We start from the raw sequence: 16,727 nt of genomic DNA on the forward strand, positions 1-16,727 counted from the left end.
CTGGGCGCAGGGCAGGCCGCGGACGGGCGCCTGCGCCCTGGGCGTCACGCCGGCCGCCGTGCTCCTCACTCCAGGGGCTCCAGCACCACGAGCACGCTGTCGGCCTCGACGAACTCGCCGGCGGCGGCACGCAGTTCGGCCACCACGCCGGCGCGCGGCGCCTTCAGTGCCAGCTCCATCTTCATCGCCTCGAGCACCGCGAGCTCCTGTCCTGCCTCCACGCGATCGCCCGCGGCGACGCGCAATGCCACCACGCGCCCCGGCATCGGCGCACGCAGCCGGTCGTCGCCCCCCTCCTGGGCGCCCGCTTCGTGGCGGTACACCGCCAGCGACTGCAGCGACAACCGCTGCGCACCGTCGTGCACCTCGATCCTGCCCGGGCGCAGCGAGACGCGGAAGCGCCGCCCCTGGCCATCCAAACGCAGCGAGAGGCTCCCGTCGGCCAGGCGCGCGCCTTCGACCGTGGTGGACTGGCCGTCGCGCAGGATGCGGTAGCGGCCGCCGTCGCCCTGGGCCAGCAGTTCGATGCGCTCGCCGCGATGCTGGAACGCCAGCGGCCGCTGGCTGGCATGGCCGAGCCGCCAGCCGTCGGCCAGCGCCCAGGGCGAGCCGGGATCGGCGGACGCGGCGGCGGCGGCGCGCTGGTCGCGCTCCTGCTCCAGCAGGGTGGCGGTGGCCGCCGCCAGCAGCAGGTCGCTGCCGGCTTCGGGCGCGCGGGTGAACTCGCCGAGATGGCGGTCGAGATAGCCGGTGTCGATGCGTCCCTCGACGATCGCCGGATGCCGCGCCAGCGCCTCGAGGAAGGCGATGTTCGACTTCGGACCCTCGATCACGCACTGGGCCAGCGCCTCGCGCAGGCGGGCGAGGGCGCCCGGCCGGTCGCGGTCGTGGACGATGAGCTTGGCGATCATCGGGTCGTAGAAGATCGACACCGTATCGCCCTCGACCACCCCCGAATCGATGCGCACATGCGCCGACGCCGCGGGCAGTTCGAGCCGCTCCAGCCGTCCCGAGCCGGGCAGGAAGCCGGCCTCCGGATCCTCGGCGTACAGGCGCACCTCGATCGCGTGCCCCTGTTGCGGTACCTGCGCCTGGTCCAACGGCAGCGGCTCGCCGGCGGCCACGCGCAGCTGCCACTCCACCAGGTCCAGGCCGGTGGTCATTTCGGTGACCGGATGCTCGACCTGCAGGCGGGTGTTGATTTCCATGAAGTAGAAATCGCCGGCCGGATCGACGATGAACTCGACGGTCCCGGCGTTGGCGTAGTCGATCGCGCGCGCGGCCAGCACCGCGGCCTCGCCCATCGCCGCGCGCAGCCGCGGGGTGAGGAAGGGCGAGGGCGATTCCTCGAGCACCTTCTGGTAGCGGCGCTGGGCCGAGCACTCGCGCTCGTTGAGGTGGATGACCTGGCCGTGGCGGTCGCCGAACACCTGGATTTCGATGTGGCGCGGCGATTCGATGTAGCGCTCCAGCAGCACGCGGTCCCGGCCGAAGGCGTTGGCGGCCTCGCGCTGGCAGCTTTCCAGCGACGGCAGGAATTCCGCGGCCGAACGCACCACGCGCATGCCCTTGCCGCCGCCGCCGTGCGCGGCCTTGATCATCAGCGGAAAGCCGATGCGCGCGGCTTCGCGCGCGAGCAGCTCCGGCGACTGGTCCTCGCCGGTGTAGCCGGGCACCACCGGCACGCCGGCGGCCTGCATCAGCTGCTTGGCGCCGGCCTTGCTGCCCATCTTGCGCATCGAGGCGGCGCCAGGGCCGATGAAGGCGAGCCCGCCGGCCTCGGCCGCGTCGGCGAACTCCGCGTTCTCGCTCAGGAATCCGTAGCCCGGGTGGATCGCCTGCGCACCGGCGCGAACGGCCACCTCGACGATCGCATCGCCGCGCAGGTAGCTGTCGGCCGGGCGCGGCCCGCCGATCGGATACGCCTCGTCGGCCAGGCGGACATGCTGGGCGTCGGCGTCGGCCTCCGAAAACACCGCGACCGTGCGGATGCCGAGCCGGCGCGCGGTCCGGATGACGCGGCAGGCGATTTCGCCGCGGTTGGCGATCAGGATCGTCTGGAACATCAGCGGGTGGCGTCCTCGGAAAGGTGGCAGACGGCCTCGATGTTGTGGCCGTCCGGGTCGATCACGAATGCGCCGTAGTAGTCGGCGTGATAGTGCGGTCGCAGGCCGGGCGCGCCATTGGCGCGGCCTCCGGCGGCGAGCGCGGCGGCGTGGAACGCATCCACGGCGGCGCGGCTGGCGGCCGAGAAGGCGATGTGCGCGCCGCTGCCCGACGTCGCGCCGCCGGTTCCCGTGCCGATCCAGAAATGCGGACGCTGCGGCGGACCGAAGCCGCAACCCTGGTAACTGCCGCCGGTCTCGGCCGAGGTCACTTCCATCGCCACGCCGTAGCCCAGCGGCGCCAGGGCGCGTTCGTAGAACGCGCGGCTGCGCGCATGGTCGGCCACGCGCAGGCCAAGGTGGTCGAGCATGGCTCAGCCCTCCTGCGCCCAGAGGGGCGCGCGCTTGTCGAGGAACGCCCCCAGGCCTTCCTGGCCCTCGTCGGAGACGCGCAGCGCGGCGATCAGCGCGGCATTGGAATGGTCGAGCCGGTCGCGGTCCGGTTGCAGGGCGACATCGCGCACCAGCCGCTTGGCCGTGGCCGACGCGATCGGTCCGGCCTTGAGCAGCAGCGCGACCTGGCGCTCCACGGCGCCGTCGAGCGCATCGGCTTCCACGACCTCATGCAGCAGGCCCATCCGCAACGCCTGCGCGGCGTCGAAGGTTTCGCCGGTGGCGAACCAGCGCCGCGCCTGGCGTGGACCGATCGCGGCCACCACGTAGGGCGAGATCACGGCGGGCAGCAGGCCGAGCCGGCTCTCGGTCAGGCCAAACTTCGCGCCGGGCACGCCGATGGCGATGTCGCAGCACGCGACCAGGCCCACCCCGCCGCCGAAGGCCGCGCCGTGCACGCGCGCGAGGGTGGGCTTCGGCAGTTCGTCCAGGGTGCGCATCAGGCGGGCGAGGGCGAGCGCGTCCTCGCGGTTCTCAGCTTCGCCGGCGGCGGCCATGCCGCGCATCCAGTTGAGGTCGGCGCCGGCCGAGAACGAGGCGCCGTCGCCCTCGAGCACCACCACGCGGACGGCCGCGTCGCCGGCTGCCGCGTCGAGCGCTTCGGTCAGGCGTGCGACCAGCGCGGCATCGAAGGCGTTGTGCAGCTCGGGCCGCTCCAGGCGCAGCCGCAGCACGGCGCCAGTGTGGTGGATCGACAGCGGTTGCGGCATGGCGCGAGGGTCCTGGACGCGGGATCCGCATGATAGCCGCGAGCCGCAAGCCGGTCCGCGCCCCGGCGGCGCGCGATGCCGGCGCCGTCGATCCACCCCGACGCGACCGCGGATCACGGGCGGCACCGCAACGGACCGTCGCCAACGCCCCCACATGCGCTAAACTGGATGAGACACATTCTCATATGCGCCCATGTCCCCACGTCGCCTGCTGGCAACGCTGCTGCTCAGCGTTGTCCTGATCTGCACCTGTGTTTCCGCTTCCGCCTCCGAAGGCAGCGTCGCCACCACCTGGCGGCTGCTCGACTACATCGCGGTGGACTATCGCGAGGCGGTGGCCGGCGGCGAAGTGGTCAACGCGCTCGAATACGACGAGATGCTGGAGTTCTCGGCGACCGCCGCCGCGGCGATCGACGCGCTGCCGGCCACGCCGCAGGCCGCGCAGCTGCAGCGCGATGCCGCCGCACTGCGGCAGGCCATCGAGGACAAGGCCGAGCCGGAGCGCATCGCGCTGCAGGCGCGTGGCCTGGCCTCGCTGCTGGTGCAGGCCCACCCGATCCCGCTGATGCCGGCCAGTCCGCCGCATTACGCGCGCGGCGAGGCGCTGTACGCGCAACTGTGCGCGAGCTGCCACGGCGCCGCCGGGGCTGGCGACGGCCCGGCCAGCGCCGGCCTGGATCCGCCGCCGATCGATTTCACCGATCGCGCGCGCGCCGACGAGCGCAGCGTGTTCGCGCTCTACCAGGTCATCGAACAGGGCCTGGAAGGCACCTCGATGGCCAGCTATCGGGGGCTGCCCAGCGAGGATCTCTGGGCGCTGGCCACCTACAGCGGCGCGATCGCGTATCCCGCCTCGCTGGCGGAGGTGGGCCGGGCGCGCCTGGAGGCCGATCCGGCGCTGCGCGCGAAGCTCGACTTCGAGCGCTACGTCAGCGCCACGCCCGCGCAGCTCGGCGCGGAACTGGGCTCGGCCGACGCCGCAGCGGAGATCGTGGCCTACCTGCGCCGGCATCCTGAAGCGTCGCAGGCGCAGGCGCAGGATCCCGGATCGGCGCTGGCGGTGTCGCGCAGCCTGCTGCGCGAAGCGATGTCGGCCCATGGCGCAGGCGATGCGAAGCGCGCCCGCGACCTCGCCCTGTCGGCCTACCTGGACGGCTTCGAGCCGGTCGAACCGCTGCTCGCGGCCCGCGACAAGCCGCTGATGGTGAAGATCGAGGCGGCCATGGCGAGGCTGCGTTCCGGCCTCGCCAGCGGCACCGATGCGGTCGCGCTGCAGGACCAGGTCGACGAACTCGACGGCCTGTTCGCGCAGGCCGAGCAGGTGCTGGGACAGGACCGCACATCGGCCACCGCCAGCTTCGTGGCGGCCTTCACCATCCTGCTGCGCGAGGGCCTCGAAGCACTGCTGATCGTCATCGCCGTGATCGCGCTGCTGCGCAAGGCCAGCCGCACCGAGATGCTGCCCTGGGTCCACGGTGGCTGGCTGTCCGCGCTGGCGGCCGGCGTGGTGACCTGGGCACTGGCCACCTGGGTGATCACCATCAGCGGCGCGAGCCGGGAGCTGTCGGAAGGCTTCGGTTCGCTGCTCGCCGCCATGGTGCTGGTCTGGGTGGGCCTGTGGATGCACGCCAAGAGCCATGCGCAGGCCTGGCAGCGCTACGTGCGCGACCGGCTCGGCCATGCGCTGGGCAAGTCCTCGGGCCTGTTCCTGCTGGGCCTGGTGTTCGTGGTCGTGTACCGCGAGGTGTTCGAGACCATCCTGTTCTTCGCCGCGATCTGGAACCAGGGCAGCAAGGGCGCCGTCGTTGCCGGTGGCGCGACGGCTGCGCTGGCGCTGGTGGCGATCGGCTGGGCGATGATGCGCTACAGCCGGACCCTGCCGATCGGCCAGTTCTTCCGCTACAGCTCGCTGCTGATCGCGGTACTGGCTGTGGTGCTGATGGGCAAGGCGGTGTCGGCGCTGCAGGAAGCGGGCTACGTCCCGGTCAGCTGGCTCGAAGCCTGGCCGCGGGTGGAGCTGCTGGGCCTGTATCCGACCCTGGAAGGCATCGCGGCGCAGGCGGTGGTGGCGCTGGTGCTCGTGGCGGGATTCGCCTGGTCCAGCCGCTCGGCGCGCAGCGCAGCCGTCGCGAGCTGAGCCGGCGGCCGGGTCGCTGCCGCGCCGGTCCGGCGCGGAGGCGCCTCGTGCACGGAAGTGCGGGCGTGAGGAGTGCGCAGGGCGGCTGACAGGTCGTGGCCGTGCGTGCACCTGGAGGTCGGCAACGCCCGGTCGTGTCGACCGGGCCTGCCGTGCATGACTGCGCCGATGCGCGCCCGGTGGCGGTGTCCGGCTGGCGCGCGGCGCGCCCTGGGGCCGGTGAACCGGCGCCCGCGACCTCAGTGCCGCAGGCCGCGTTTGGCCGGCTTCGCGGGCTTGCGCATGTCGTTGGTCGGGGTGACCTCCACCGACAGGTGGAAGGTGCGTTCCTCGCCCGCAAGCATCGCGCCCACGCCCACCACGTGGCGGGTGACTTCGGTGCCCTCGTCGTCGCGCACGCTCAGCACCACCGAATATTCCCAGGCCCCGCCCTCGGCGGGGTGCCGGATCATGCCCTCGACCTGCAGGGCCGTGGTGCTCGAGGGGACCGCGCCGGGCCCGGTGCGCGGGGTATCGAAGCGCAGGTAGTGCTTGCACGAGGGACAGATGCTCGCGCTTTCGAGGATCGTGGTCTTGCAGTGCGGGCAGGTGCGCGTGGCACCTGCCATACCCGGCTTCGGGGCGGCCACGGGCTCAGGTGGCCAGTTCGCGCGTCTCCGCGTTCTCGCCCTTGGCCTTATCCTTGCGCGGCGCCGACGACGCGGAATCGGTGTTGTCCCAGCCGCATTCGACGTGGCCGCGGATCCTGGAACCGGCCGCGACGGTCAGCGAGCCGGCCTTGATGTCGCCGGTCAGCACGGCCGAGTCGAGCAGCTCGACCTTGGAGGCCGAATCGATGTTGCCGTCCAGCTCGCCAGCCACCACCACCTGCTTGGCCTTGACGCCGCCGTTGAGCTTGGCGCCGTTCTCGATGCGCAGGTTGCCCTGCACGCTGACATCGCCCTTGAAGCGGCCGGCGATGCGGACATGGCCGCTGCCTTCGATCTTGCCCTCGATGGTCAGGTCGGCGGCGATCAGCGATTCCTTGGCGACCGGCTCGGCCGGCGCGGTCGGCGCGGTCGCGCGCGGCGGGCCGACCTGGGTGGGGTTGAAGTCCGCGACTGCCGTGGCCTCGCGCGGCGGCGTCGCCGGCGGCGCATCGGGCGCGAAGGACGGGGTGTCCTTGCGGGCGTTGGCGTTGCTCTGGGGGAAAATAGCCATGTCGCGGGTTCCTCGGGCTGGGCAGGGACCGTCCGGCTGGCGCCGCCGGACGGCGGATGGGGGCCTTGGAGCCTAGCATGTCGACATGGCCTTCACGCTGTGACGCCGCTCACCAAATCCGTTCTCCGGCAGGCACTTGCCGCATCTTGTTGAGTTCCGTCGTTCAGCGCGCTGCGGTCTCCCGCGGCCACCAGGCACGGTATTGCCCGGCGAGGTGGAGCATCGCCATGAGCTGCAGCACCCCGTCGTAGTAGCGGTACTGGCCGGTGGGCACCGGCTCCTCCCACAGGGCGCGCACGAACTCCAGCCGGCGCGGGTGGTCGGCCGCCAGCGCCGCGGTCGCGTTCATTGCCACCAGGCCGGCGGTGCGTCCGCCACCGAGCGGCTGGCCGTCGAGCGTGTACAGGCTGACGTGCCGGTCCAGGCCCTGCTGGTGGAAGAAGGCCTGCAGGCGGTTGGACAGCGCCACCTGGCGCGGATCGGCACGCCACCACGACCAGTCCATCGACCAGTTCATCGCGCTGCGCCAGGCGTCGTAGCGGAAGTCGGCCGACTCCGGCCGCCACGACGCGGCCCAGGGGCTGCCGTCGAAGTTGCCGTAGTCGGGCGTCAGCGCGGTGAGCGGATGCGCCGCCGCCACGAAGTAGTCGCGGCTCACGCGCGCGGCCTCGGCCCAGAACGCGCGGTCCGCCTCGGGCCCGACCCGCGCCCAGACCTCGTAGAAGGCGGGCAGGTGGTAGGAGGCGTCGGTATGCGCGGCGTTCACCACGTCCGGGGTGAAGCGCACCATCCTCGCGTCGCGGTCGAACAGGTTCACCGCGGTCATCGTGCCGCGATTGGTCGGGCCGGTGATCGCCTCGCGGTGCAGGACGTCGCCAAGGAGCCGGTCGGCCTGCGCGCGGTAGTCGTAGATGCCGTCGCCATCGCCCCAGCGCGCCGAGGCGAAGTAAAGCGCGGTGATGAAGTACTCCTCGCCGTCGGGCGCGGGCATCTCGTCTATCGCGGTGCCGTCGGTCTTCACCGACCAGGCGAAGTAGCCGTGGGCCGGATGCGCCGGATCGGCGTGGTAGGTGTGGGTCTTCGCCCAGTTCCAGATCGCGTCGAACTCGCGTTTCCGGTCGAGCTGCACCGCGATCATCATCCCGTAGGACATGCCTTCCGAGCGCACGTCGTCGCTGTTGACGTCGAGGATGTAGGCGAGCGGGCCATTGGCGTTGCGGCCGGCGTCGTAGTAGATGGCCTCGTCGTCCGGATCGCCGTGGAACAGCTGCTGGTAGGCCGCTTCGATCCTGGCATCGATCTCGGCCTGGGCGTAGCCCGCTTCGGCGAAGAGGTTCGGGTAGCGGCCGGTGGTGGCGGCGCCGACCGGGGCGGGCGTCGATGCGCCAGGGCCACCGGCATCGGCCTGCGGGCTGGACGTGCCTGCACAGGCGGACAACAGCAGGCAGAGCGGAAACAGCACGCGCGCATGCTGGGCGCGATTGGGCGAAAGGCGCATTCGTCGGGCGTCGGTCGGTGGGACCGGCAAGGTAGCAGATGGCATTGCGGCGGCCACGGGCGCGATGCCAGCGATGCCGCCACGCACCTACATCCGGAACACCCCGAACTTCGCCGGTTCGATCGGCGCGTTGAGCGAGGCCGAGATTCCCAGGCCCAGCACGCGCCGGGTATCGGCCGGGTCGATGATGCCGTCGTCCCACAGCCGGGCGGTGGCGTACCACGGGCTGCCCTGGCGTTCGTACTGCTCGCGGATCGGCGCCTTGAACGCGTCTTCCTCGTCCGCGCTCCACTGCCCGCCGCGCGCCTCGATGCCGTCGCGGCGCACCGTCGCCAGCACGCTGGCCGCCTGCTCGCCGCCCATCACGCTGATGCGCGCGTTCGGCCACATCCACAGGAAGCGCGCGCCATAGGCGCGGCCGCACATGGCGTAGTTGCCGGCGCCGAAGCTGCCGCCGATCACCACGGTGAACTTGGGCACCGACGAGCACGCCACCGCGGTCACCATCTTCGCGCCGTCGCGGGCGATGCCGGCGTTCTCGTACTTGCGGCCGACCATGAAGCCGGTGATGTTCTGCAGGAACACCAGCGGGATGCCGCGCTGGTTGCACAGTTCGATGAAGTGCGCGCCCTTGAGCGCGCTCTCGCCGAACAGGATGCCGTTGTTGGCGATGATGCCGACCGGGTAGCCGTGCAGGTGGGCGAATCCGGTCACCAGGGTCTTGCCGTAGCGCGCCTTGAACTCATCCAGCTCGCTGCCGTCGGTGATGCGCGCGATCACTTCGCGGATATCGAAGGGCCGGCGCGTGTCCTTCGGCACGATGCCGTACAGCTCCTCGGCCGCGTACAGCGGCTCGCGCGCCTCGCGCACGGCCACCGGCAGCGTCTTGCGCCGGTTGAGGTGGCCGACGATCGATCGCGCGATCTCCAGCGCATGGCGGTCGTCCTCGGCGAAATGGTCTGCCACGCCCGACACCGCGGTGTGCACGTCGGCGCCACCGAGGGTCTCGGCGTCGACCACCTCGCCGGTGGCGGCCTTCACCAGCGGCGGGCCGCCGAGGAAGATCGTGCCCTGTTCCTTGACGATGACGCTCTCGTCGCACATCGCCGGCACGTAGGCGCCGCCAGCGGTGCAGCTGCCCATCACCACCGCGATCTGCGGGATGTTCTCCGCGCTCAGCCGGGCCTGGTTGTAGAAGATGCGGCCGAAGTGTTCGCGATCGGGGAACACCTCGTCCTGCAGCGGCAGGAAGGCGCCGCCCGAATCGACCAGGTAGACGCAGGGCAGCCGGTTCTCTCGCGCGACTTCCTGCGCGCGCAGGTGTTTCTTCACCGTCATCGGGAAGTAGGTGCCGCCCTTGACCGTGGCGTCGTTGGCCACGACCACCACTTCTTGGCCCATCACCCGGCCGATGCCGCAGACCATGCCCGCGGCGGGCGCGGCGCCGTCGTACATCTCCTCGGCGGCCAGCGGCGCGATCTCGAGGAAGGGCGAGCCCGGATCGAGCAGGGCGGTGATGCGGTCGCGGGCGAGCAGCTTGCCGCGCTCGGTATGGCGATGGCGCGCCTGCTCACCGCCACCCTCGGCGGCCCGCGCAAGCCTGCGCTCGAGTTCCTCGACCAGGGCGCGGTGGTAGGCGGCGTTGTCGAGGAAGTCCTGGGAGCGCGGGTCGAGGTGCGAGGTCAGTGCCGGCATGGTGCGAGGTCTGCGTTGGGTAGCGCAGAGGATACGTGACCCCGCCGCGCGACGCGGGCGCCAGTCCCGCCGCAAAAGGAAAGGCCCGCGCGTGGCGGGCCTTTCCGGTGACGCATGCAGCGTGGATCAGTTGCGCGCGGCTTCTTCGGCCTCGGCAGCGGCATCCTTCACCGCGCCGGCGGCGTCGGCGGCGGCTTCGCGGCTGGCGGCAGCCGCGTCGTCGGCGGCGGCTTCGACGTTGGCGGCGGCCTCTTCGGTCGCGGCCTCGGCTTCGGCAGCGGCTTCCTGGGTCGCGTCGGCGACGTTGGCAGCGGCCTGCTCGGTGGCGGCAGCGGCTTCGGCAGCGGCCTGCTCGGCGGCGGCGGCGTTGGCGGCCGCATCTTCCTTGGCGCCTTCAGCGGTGTTCTGGCAGGCGGCGAGGGCCAGCACGCTGGCGGCAGCAATGGCGAGAAGCTTGATGTTCAAGGGGTTGTCTCCGGATACGGTGGTTGGATGTGTCGCCGGCCCGGGGCTCCCCACAGGCCGCGACGCAATTGTGCAGAACAGAATGTTAAAAAAAGAAAAGCCGCCGGACAGGCCGGCGGCTTCCTTGACTGCCTTGCGGCGTCGGACTTACGGGGTCGCTTCCTGGGCAGCGTCCTCGGCGTCCTTGGCAACGTCTTCCGCAGCCTCGGCCGTGTCGGCAGCCGCGTCGGCGGCTTCGGACGTCGTGGCGGCGGCAGCGTCGGCAGCGGCGTCGGCAGCAGCGTCGGCAGCGGCAGCGGCGTCGTCGGCGGCAGCCTGGGCGGTGTCGGCGGCGGCAGTGCCCTCGGCCTCGACAGCAGCGGTGGCGGCGTCGGCAGCGGCGTCAGCGGCGTCGGCAGCGGCGTTCTCGGCCTGCTGCTGGTTGCTGCAGGCGGCCAGGGCGAAGCCCAGAGCCAGCGTGAGCAGAGCCTTGTTGATGGTCATATCCGTTCTTCCTCGTCTGAAGTTTGGCAACGCGCAAAGGTGCGCGCCATAACAATGATGACAAGCCCGTGACCGCTGTCAAGCGGTGACGGGCGGAAATTCCGTCAAGGCGACGTTAACCGTTCACCCGGCTCAGAGCAGCTCGACCGCAACCGCGGTCGCCTCGCCGCCGCCGATGCACAGCGACGCCACGCCGCGCTTGCCGCCACGTGCCTTCAGCGCATAGAGCAGGGTCACCAGCAGGCGTGCGCCGCTGGCGCCGATGGGGTGGCCCAGGGCGGTGGCGCCGCCGTTGACGTTGAGCTTGTCGTGCGAGATGCCGAGCTCGCGGATCGGCGCCATGGCCACCACCGAGAACGCCTCGTTGACCTCGAACAGGTCGACGTCGTCGACCGACCAGCCGACCTTGTCGAGCAGGTTGCGGATCGCGCTCACCGGGGCGGTGGTGAACCACTCCGGCTCCTGCGAGAAGGTGGCGTGGCCGACGATGCGTGCAATCGGTTCCAGCCCCAGCCTTGCCGCGTTTTCGGCACTGGTGAGCACGGTTGCCGCCGCGCCGTCGGAGATGCTCGACGAACTCGCCGCGGTCACCGTGCCGTCCTTGCGGAACGCGCCACGCAGGGTCGGGATCTTGGCGATGTCGGACTTGCCCGGCTGCTCGTCGGTGTCGACCTCGACCTCGCCCTTGCGGGTGGCGACCTTGACCGGAACGATCTCGTCCTTGAACGCGCCCGAGGCGATCGCGCCCTGCGCGCGCTTGACCGACTCGATGGTGAAGGCGTCCTGCTCCTCGCGGGTGAAGCCGTACTTGTCGGCGGTGGCTTCGGCGAACACGCCCATCGACTGGCCGTCGTAGGGATTGGTCAGTCCGTCCCAGGCCATGTGGTCGACGAGCTTGGCGTCGCCGTAGCGCAGGCCCGGGCGCGCGGACACCATGTGCGGCGCGTTGGTCATCGACTCCATGCCGCCGGCGACGACCACGGTCGCCGAACCGGCCTTGATCAGGTCGTGGCCCAGCATCACCGCCTTCATGCCCGAGCCGCAGACCTTGTTGATCGTGGTGCAGCCGGTGCCCTTGGGCAGGCCCGCCGCGAGCGCGGCCTGGCGCGCGGGCGCCTGGCCGAGGTTGGCCGGCAGCACGCAGCCCATGATCACTTCGGACACGTCCTCGCCCTTGATGCCGGCCTGTTCGACCGCGCCACGGATGGCGGTGGCGCCCAGGGTCGGCGTCGGCACGCCGGTGAACTGGCCGAGCATGGAACCGATGGCGGTGCGCTTGGCACCGACGATGACGACGTCGCTCATGGGAGACTCCGGACCGCGTGGGGAAGACCCCGATTATCGCTCCCGCCGGAGCGGAGCGGCAAACGGACGCTGGTCGGCTGGCGTGGCACCGCAAATGGCGCTATAGAGGCGCGGGGCGCCTCGCCGCGCGATCGATCAGGGATGGAGACGATGGAACACCGGAACGCGCGGAAGCGGTCGGTCCTGGCCGCGGCCGTCATGGCGGCCTGCATGCTGTCGGCCTGCGGCGGAGGCGGAGGCGGCACCCGTCCCAGCCCGCCGCCGCTGGCGCCACCGCCGACCACACCGCCGGAGCCGCCACCGCCGACGGTCCAGGATCCGGACCCGGCCTACAGCCAGCACCTGGCCTGGACCGGCGCCGACTCTGCGCACGAGCTGGGCCTGACCGGTGCCGGCATCCGCATCGGCATCGTCGACAGCGGCGTCAATCGCGACCATCCGGCGATGCGCGACGATCGCGTGGTCGCCAACCTGACCTACATCGACGCGCGCACCAACAACCTGCAGGTCGACGACGTGGTCGGGCACGGCACCGCGGTCGCGCAGATCGCCGCGGGAATGCCGTTCGGCCGCTGGCCCGGCGGCATCGCGCCGGGCGCGGAGATCGTCTCGGCGCGCATCATCAACGACGAGCCGCCGGAGGACGACGGCACCGGCCAGGGCAATGAGGTCAATGGCGCGCTGGGCCTGGCGCCGATCCACGACGACCTGATCGATCGCGGCGTGCAGGTAATGAACAATTCCTGGGGCGGCCTGTACTGGACCAACCCGTCCGCGACCGCAGCGATCGCGGACGAGTACCGGCCCTTCATCGTCGAGCACGGCGGGCTGGTGGTGTTCTCGGCCGGCAATTCCGGTTTCGACGATCCGTCCGACACCGCGGCCCTGCCGAGCCAGCCGGGCACCGGCGACACCCGGCCCGCCGCCGACCTGGAGCGCGGCTGGCTGGCGGTGGCCGCGCTGTCGACCGGCGACAGCGCGCAGCTGGCCGGGTATTCCAACGCATGCGGCCTGGCGATGCGCTACTGCCTGGCGGCACCGGGCACGGTGGTCGTCACCGGCACCAACGATGCGCCCGACGCGCCCACCTACTACCAGTGGCAGGGCACCTCGTTCGCGGCGCCGATCGTGTCGGGCGCGGCGGCGCTGGTGTGGGAGGCCTTTCCCTATTTCGACAACGACCTGGTGCGGCAGACGCTGCTCGGCACCGCGACCGATCTCGGCGCGGCGGGCGTCGACCCGGTGTTCGGCTATGGCGCGCTCGACATCGCCGCGGCGGTGCAGGGTCCGGGCCGGTTCGACTGGGGCGATATCGTGGCCGACTTCGACGGCATCACCTCGGTGTGGAGCAACGGCATCGATGGCGATGGCGGCCTGGTCAAGCGCGGCGACGGCCGACTGGTGCTGGCCAACCTGCCCAACAGCGACTATCGCGGCGACACCCGCGTGGAGGCCGGCACCCTGGTGGTCGACGGGCACCTGACCAGTACCCATGTGCGGGTCGGGCCGCAGGGCACGCTCACCGGGCAGGGCGCGGTGTGGCAGGCGATCAGCAACGCCGGCACCGTGGCCATCGATGCGGACAACCGGCTGCTGGCCGCCGGCGACTACACCCAGGCGGCCACGGGCACGCTGTCGGTGCAGGTCGGCGCCTCGCTGATGGTGCATGGGGTGGCGACGCTCGAGGGCGGCACCCTGCACGTCTCGGGCGTTGCGCCCGGTTACGTCACCAGCGCCACCGAGCCGGTGCTGACCGCACTCGACGGACTGAGCGGCGAGTTCGACGCGCTGACCCATGCCTCGAGCCTGTTCCTGGACGCCGAGCTGGCCTACGACTACACCGGCTACGTGGTGAACCTGGAGATCGAACGACTCGACGTGGCCGCGGCGGCGAAGCGGCTGGCTGGCGTGTCGCAGGCGGGGCTGGCGGCGGCGCAACGGCTGGAAACGGCCTTCGACCGCATCGACGGCGCGCGCAGCGCCGGCCGCGAGGCCGCGGATGCGGAGTTCCTGCAGGTCGCCGGTGCGTTCCAGGCGCTTTCGGACGAAGCGCGCGCCCGGGCCGCGCTCGACAGCCTGTCGGGCGAGTCGCATTCGCTCGCGACCAGCCTCAGCTTCGACGCCATCGACATGGGCCGGCGTGCGCTGTCCACGCGCCTGGGCGAACTCCAGGCGGGGGATGCGCACGCCGGGGCCTGGTCGCGCTCGCTGGGGCAGGGCGGCAGCAGCGGCATCGCCGGCGGCGGCACCCGGCTCGATGGCTGGACGATCGGCCAGGACCGGCGATCGGGCGAATTCGTCTCGGGCTTCGCGTTCGGCGAAACCCGGGCCCAGGACTGGCTGGGCGGCAACCGCGACCGCAGCCGCGACCGGCAGACCCATGCCGGCGTCTACCTGGGCAGGATGTCGGCCGATGGCTATGTCGCCGCGCACCTGGCCAGCGGACGCTTCGACCGCGGCATCGAGCGCCGGCTGTTCGCCGGCGACGATGCGCGGCCCGGCGTATTCGCCGCCTACTCGGGCCGCTACGGCAGCCTGGAACTGGAGGCCGGCCGCCACCGGCAGCTGGGCAACTGGCGGCTCACGCCCTACCTGGGCGCGGGCCACGCAAGGATGCGCAACGACGGCTTCGCCGAATGGGGCAGCGGCTTCGGGCTGACCGCCGCGGCCGCCACGCTCACCCGCACCCAGGCCGTCGCCGGCCTGCGCGCCAGCCGCGACTGGCGCGGTGCGCGGCTGCATGCCTGGTCGGAGTGGCAGCAGACGCTGCGCGCCGAGGGCTTCGACGTGCAGGCCAGCTTCACCGGCATCGACAGCTGGTCGCCGCTGCCGATGGCGGATGCGGCGAAGTCCGGCGGACTGTTCGGCTTCGGCCTGGAGACCTGGCTGGGACGCAACGCGCGCCTGTCGCTGGACTTCGACCAGCGCTTCGGCCCGCGCGGCCACGAACGCATGGGTTCGCTGCGGTACGTGCTGGGGTTCTGAGCGCGCGCCGCGGGCGCTTCTCGCGTCTCCCGCCTGGCGTGCATCGATGCGGCCTGGAGAGGTTGGCTCCGGCGGGCCTCTACCCGGCCCGTCCGGCCCGGCGCAGCGCGCCGTACATTCGGATGGTCGGCGCGGCGGTGCCGCGCAAGCCAGCCCTCCCTCACTCCCGCGAACGCGGAGGAGGAGTGAGGTGAGGGATGCGAAATCGGCGCTGGCGTCAGTGGTTGCCGGCAAACAGCTCGCGGCCGATCAGCATGCGCCGGATCTCGTTGGTGCCGGCGCCGATCGCATAGAGCTTCGCGTCGCGCAGGATGCGGCCGGTGGCGTACTCGTTGATGTAGCCGTTGCCGCCCAGCGCCTGGATCGCCTCCAGCGCCACCTGCACCGCGGCTTCCGAGGCATGCAGCAGGCAGCTGGCGGCATCGATGCGCGAGCGGTGGCCGGCGTCGTAGTCGCGCGCCACCTGGTAGGCGAACGCGCGCGATGACTGCAGCGCGGTGTACATGTCGGCGATCTTGGCCTGCATGATGCCGAAGGTGCCGATCGCCTGGCCGAACTGGCGACGCTCGCGGGTGTAGGGCAGGGCGATGTCGAGCGCTGCCTGCATCAGGCCCAGCGGCCCGCCGGTCAGCACCAGGCGCTCGGTGTTGAGCCCGCTCATCAGCACCTTGACGCCGTTGTTGACCTCGCCCAGCACGTTCCCGTCGGGAATCTCGCAGTTCTCGAACACCAGCTCGCAGGTGTTGGACCCGCGCATGCCGAGCTTGTCGAGCTTCTGCGCGGTCGAGAACCCCTTCATGCCCTTCTCGACGATGAAGGCGGTCATGCACTTGCTGCCCAGCTCGCGGCTGGCGGTGCGCATGTAGACCACCAGCACGTCGGCCTCGGGGCCGTTGGTGATCCACATCTTGTTGCCGTTGGCGATCCAGGTGTCGCCCTTGAGCTCGGCGCGGCAGGACATCGACCCGACCACGTCCGAGCCGGCCCCCGGCTCGCTCATCGCGAGCGCACCCTTCCACTCGCCGCTGCACAGCTTCGGCAGGTACTTCTCCCGCTGCGTCTGGTTGCCGTTGGTGTAGAGGTTGGACACGCACAGGTTGGAATGCGCGCCATAGCTCAGACCGACCGAGCCGGAGGCGCGCGAGACTTCCTCCATCGCCACCAGATGGGCGAGATAGCCCATCTCGCTGCCGCCAAACTCGCCCGGCACCGTCATGCCCAGCAGGCCAAGCTCGCCGAGCTTGGGCCACAGCTCCTGCGGGAAGGCATTGTCCTCGTCGATCGACGCGGCGCGCGGCGCAATCTCGGCCTCGGCAAACCGGCGCACGGCCTCGCGCAGGGTGTCGATGTCCTCGCCGAGCGGGAAAGTCCGCATGCCTAGCTCCCTGTGAATTGGTTTCACATGCTACAACGACTGCGCGTCGCTGTTGCTGCGGAGGGGCGGCAGGCGGTCGTGCCGAAGGGCGCCCCGGCCGCGGCTTCGACGCGACAGCGCCGTCGCGCTGTCAGCCGGCCACCCGGAAGTGGGAGCGCGCTTGCGCGCGAAAGGCTTCGCGACCAAGGTCGCTCCCACAGCGAAGTCCAGGCGGCGGCGCCGGGGCGCGACTGCCTGCGCGCCGTCAGCCGGCGACCCGGAAGTGGGAGCGCGCTTGCGCGCGAAAGGCTTCGCGACCAAGGTCGCTCCCACAGCG

At 71.4% G+C, this 16,727-nt stretch carries 12 protein-coding genes and 1 pseudogene; 2 read left to right on the plus strand and 11 right to left on the minus strand.

Annotation, left to right across the window (positions count from 1 at the left end; genetic code table 11):
- Window positions 1-65 precede the first annotated feature (65 nt).
- The 3 genes from Q0863_RS04995 to Q0863_RS05005 are packed head-to-tail and all read right to left on the minus strand — an operon-like array spanning window position 66 to window position 3,268.
- Entirely contained in the window at window positions 66-2,066 is a 2,001-nt protein-coding gene (locus tag Q0863_RS04995) for an acetyl/propionyl/methylcrotonyl-CoA carboxylase subunit alpha (protein WP_298575735.1), read from the minus strand.
- Window positions 2,066-2,476 carry a VOC family protein gene (locus tag Q0863_RS05000; RefSeq protein WP_298575738.1) on the minus strand — a complete coding sequence of 137 codons (411 nt, stop codon included), beginning with the start codon at window positions 2,474-2,476 and terminating at the stop codon, window positions 2,066-2,068. Before Q0863_RS05000 ends, Q0863_RS04995 begins: the two co-directional genes overlap by 1 nt.
- A gap of 3 nt (window positions 2,477-2,479) precedes the next feature.
- Window positions 2,480-3,268 carry an enoyl-CoA hydratase-related protein gene (locus Q0863_RS05005; protein WP_298575740.1) on the minus strand — a complete coding sequence of 263 codons (789 nt, stop codon included), beginning with the start codon at window positions 3,266-3,268 and terminating at the stop codon, window positions 2,480-2,482.
- A gap of 193 nt (window positions 3,269-3,461) precedes the next feature.
- Here Q0863_RS05005 and Q0863_RS05010 point away from each other — a divergent pair, with 193 nt between their 5' ends.
- Window positions 3,462-5,405, plus strand: a complete 1,944-nt coding sequence (locus tag Q0863_RS05010) for a cytochrome c/FTR1 family iron permease (protein WP_298575743.1) — start codon at window positions 3,462-3,464, stop codon at window positions 5,403-5,405.
- Between the two features lie 239 nt (window positions 5,406-5,644).
- Here the strand turns inward: Q0863_RS05010 and Q0863_RS05015 are convergent, their stop codons facing one another.
- The 7 genes and pseudogenes from Q0863_RS05015 to Q0863_RS05045 all read right to left on the minus strand — a co-directional run bounded on the left by Q0863_RS05015 (window position 5,645) and on the right by Q0863_RS05045 (window position 12,051).
- On the minus strand, window positions 5,645-6,034 hold the full coding sequence (locus tag Q0863_RS05015) for a hypothetical protein (RefSeq protein ID WP_298575746.1): 390 nt from the start codon (window positions 6,032-6,034) through the stop codon (window positions 5,645-5,647).
- 106 nt (window positions 6,035-6,140) lie between these two features.
- Window positions 6,141-6,434, minus strand: a pseudogene (locus Q0863_RS05020) (polymer-forming cytoskeletal protein); the annotation flags it as partial.
- A 334-nt stretch (window positions 6,435-6,768) separates the two neighbouring features.
- Window positions 6,769-8,067, minus strand: a complete 1,299-nt coding sequence (locus Q0863_RS05025; protein WP_298575749.1) for a glycosyl hydrolase family 8 — start codon at window positions 8,065-8,067, stop codon at window positions 6,769-6,771.
- A 123-nt stretch (window positions 8,068-8,190) separates the two neighbouring features.
- Window positions 8,191-9,798, minus strand: coding sequence for a carboxyl transferase domain-containing protein (locus Q0863_RS05030; RefSeq protein ID WP_298575752.1), 1,608 nt, complete (start codon window positions 9,796-9,798; stop codon window positions 8,191-8,193).
- 126 nt (window positions 9,799-9,924) lie between these two features.
- The gene (locus tag Q0863_RS05035; protein ID WP_298575755.1) at window positions 9,925-10,263 is read right to left on the minus strand and encodes a hypothetical protein; all 339 of its coding nucleotides are present in this window, start codon (window positions 10,261-10,263) and stop codon (window positions 9,925-9,927) included.
- 147 nt (window positions 10,264-10,410) lie between these two features.
- Window positions 10,411-10,746 (minus strand): hypothetical protein, encoded by a 336-nt coding sequence (locus Q0863_RS05040; protein WP_298575758.1) that lies wholly within the window; start codon window positions 10,744-10,746, stop codon window positions 10,411-10,413.
- 132 nt (window positions 10,747-10,878) lie between these two features.
- On the minus strand, window positions 10,879-12,051 hold the full coding sequence (locus Q0863_RS05045) for an acetyl-CoA C-acyltransferase (protein WP_298575761.1): 1,173 nt from the start codon (window positions 12,049-12,051) through the stop codon (window positions 10,879-10,881).
- Between the two features lie 150 nt (window positions 12,052-12,201).
- On the opposite strand from Q0863_RS05045, the gene Q0863_RS05050 reads away from it, so the two are divergent.
- Window positions 12,202-15,036, plus strand: coding sequence for an autotransporter serine protease (locus tag Q0863_RS05050; protein ID WP_298575764.1), 2,835 nt, complete (start codon window positions 12,202-12,204; stop codon window positions 15,034-15,036).
- Window positions 15,037-15,253: 217 nt separating this feature from the next.
- Here the strand turns inward: Q0863_RS05050 and Q0863_RS05055 are convergent, their stop codons facing one another.
- Complete coding sequence (locus tag Q0863_RS05055; protein WP_298575767.1) at window positions 15,254-16,411, minus strand: isovaleryl-CoA dehydrogenase; 1,158 nt, start codon at window positions 16,409-16,411, stop codon at window positions 15,254-15,256.
- Window positions 16,412-16,727 lie beyond the last annotated feature (316 nt).

Source organism: uncultured Luteimonas sp. (assembly GCF_947492465.1).
Lineage (GTDB): Bacteria > Pseudomonadota > Gammaproteobacteria > Xanthomonadales > Xanthomonadaceae > Luteimonas.

Coding starts and splice junctions, on each gene's coding strand:
- Q0863_RS04995 (WP_298575735.1), bottom strand. CDS start 2,066: ATGTTCCAGACGATCCTGATCGCCAACCGCGGCGAAATCGCCTGCCGC.
- Q0863_RS05000 (WP_298575738.1), bottom strand. CDS start 2,476: ATGCTCGACCACCTTGGCCTGCGCGTGGCCGACCATGCGCGCAGCCGC.
- Q0863_RS05005 (WP_298575740.1), bottom strand. CDS start 3,268: ATGCCGCAACCGCTGTCGATCCACCACACTGGCGCCGTGCTGCGGCTG.
- Q0863_RS05010 (WP_298575743.1), top strand. CDS start 3,462: ATGTCCCCACGTCGCCTGCTGGCAACGCTGCTGCTCAGCGTTGTCCTG.
- Q0863_RS05030 (WP_298575752.1), bottom strand. CDS start 9,798: ATGCCGGCACTGACCTCGCACCTCGACCCGCGCTCCCAGGACTTCCTC.
- Q0863_RS05040 (WP_298575758.1), bottom strand. CDS start 10,746: ATGACCATCAACAAGGCTCTGCTCACGCTGGCTCTGGGCTTCGCCCTG.
- Q0863_RS05045 (WP_298575761.1), bottom strand. CDS start 12,051: ATGAGCGACGTCGTCATCGTCGGTGCCAAGCGCACCGCCATCGGTTCC.
- Q0863_RS05050 (WP_298575764.1), top strand. CDS start 12,202: ATGGAACACCGGAACGCGCGGAAGCGGTCGGTCCTGGCCGCGGCCGTC.
- Q0863_RS05055 (WP_298575767.1), bottom strand. CDS start 16,411: ATGCGGACTTTCCCGCTCGGCGAGGACATCGACACCCTGCGCGAGGCC.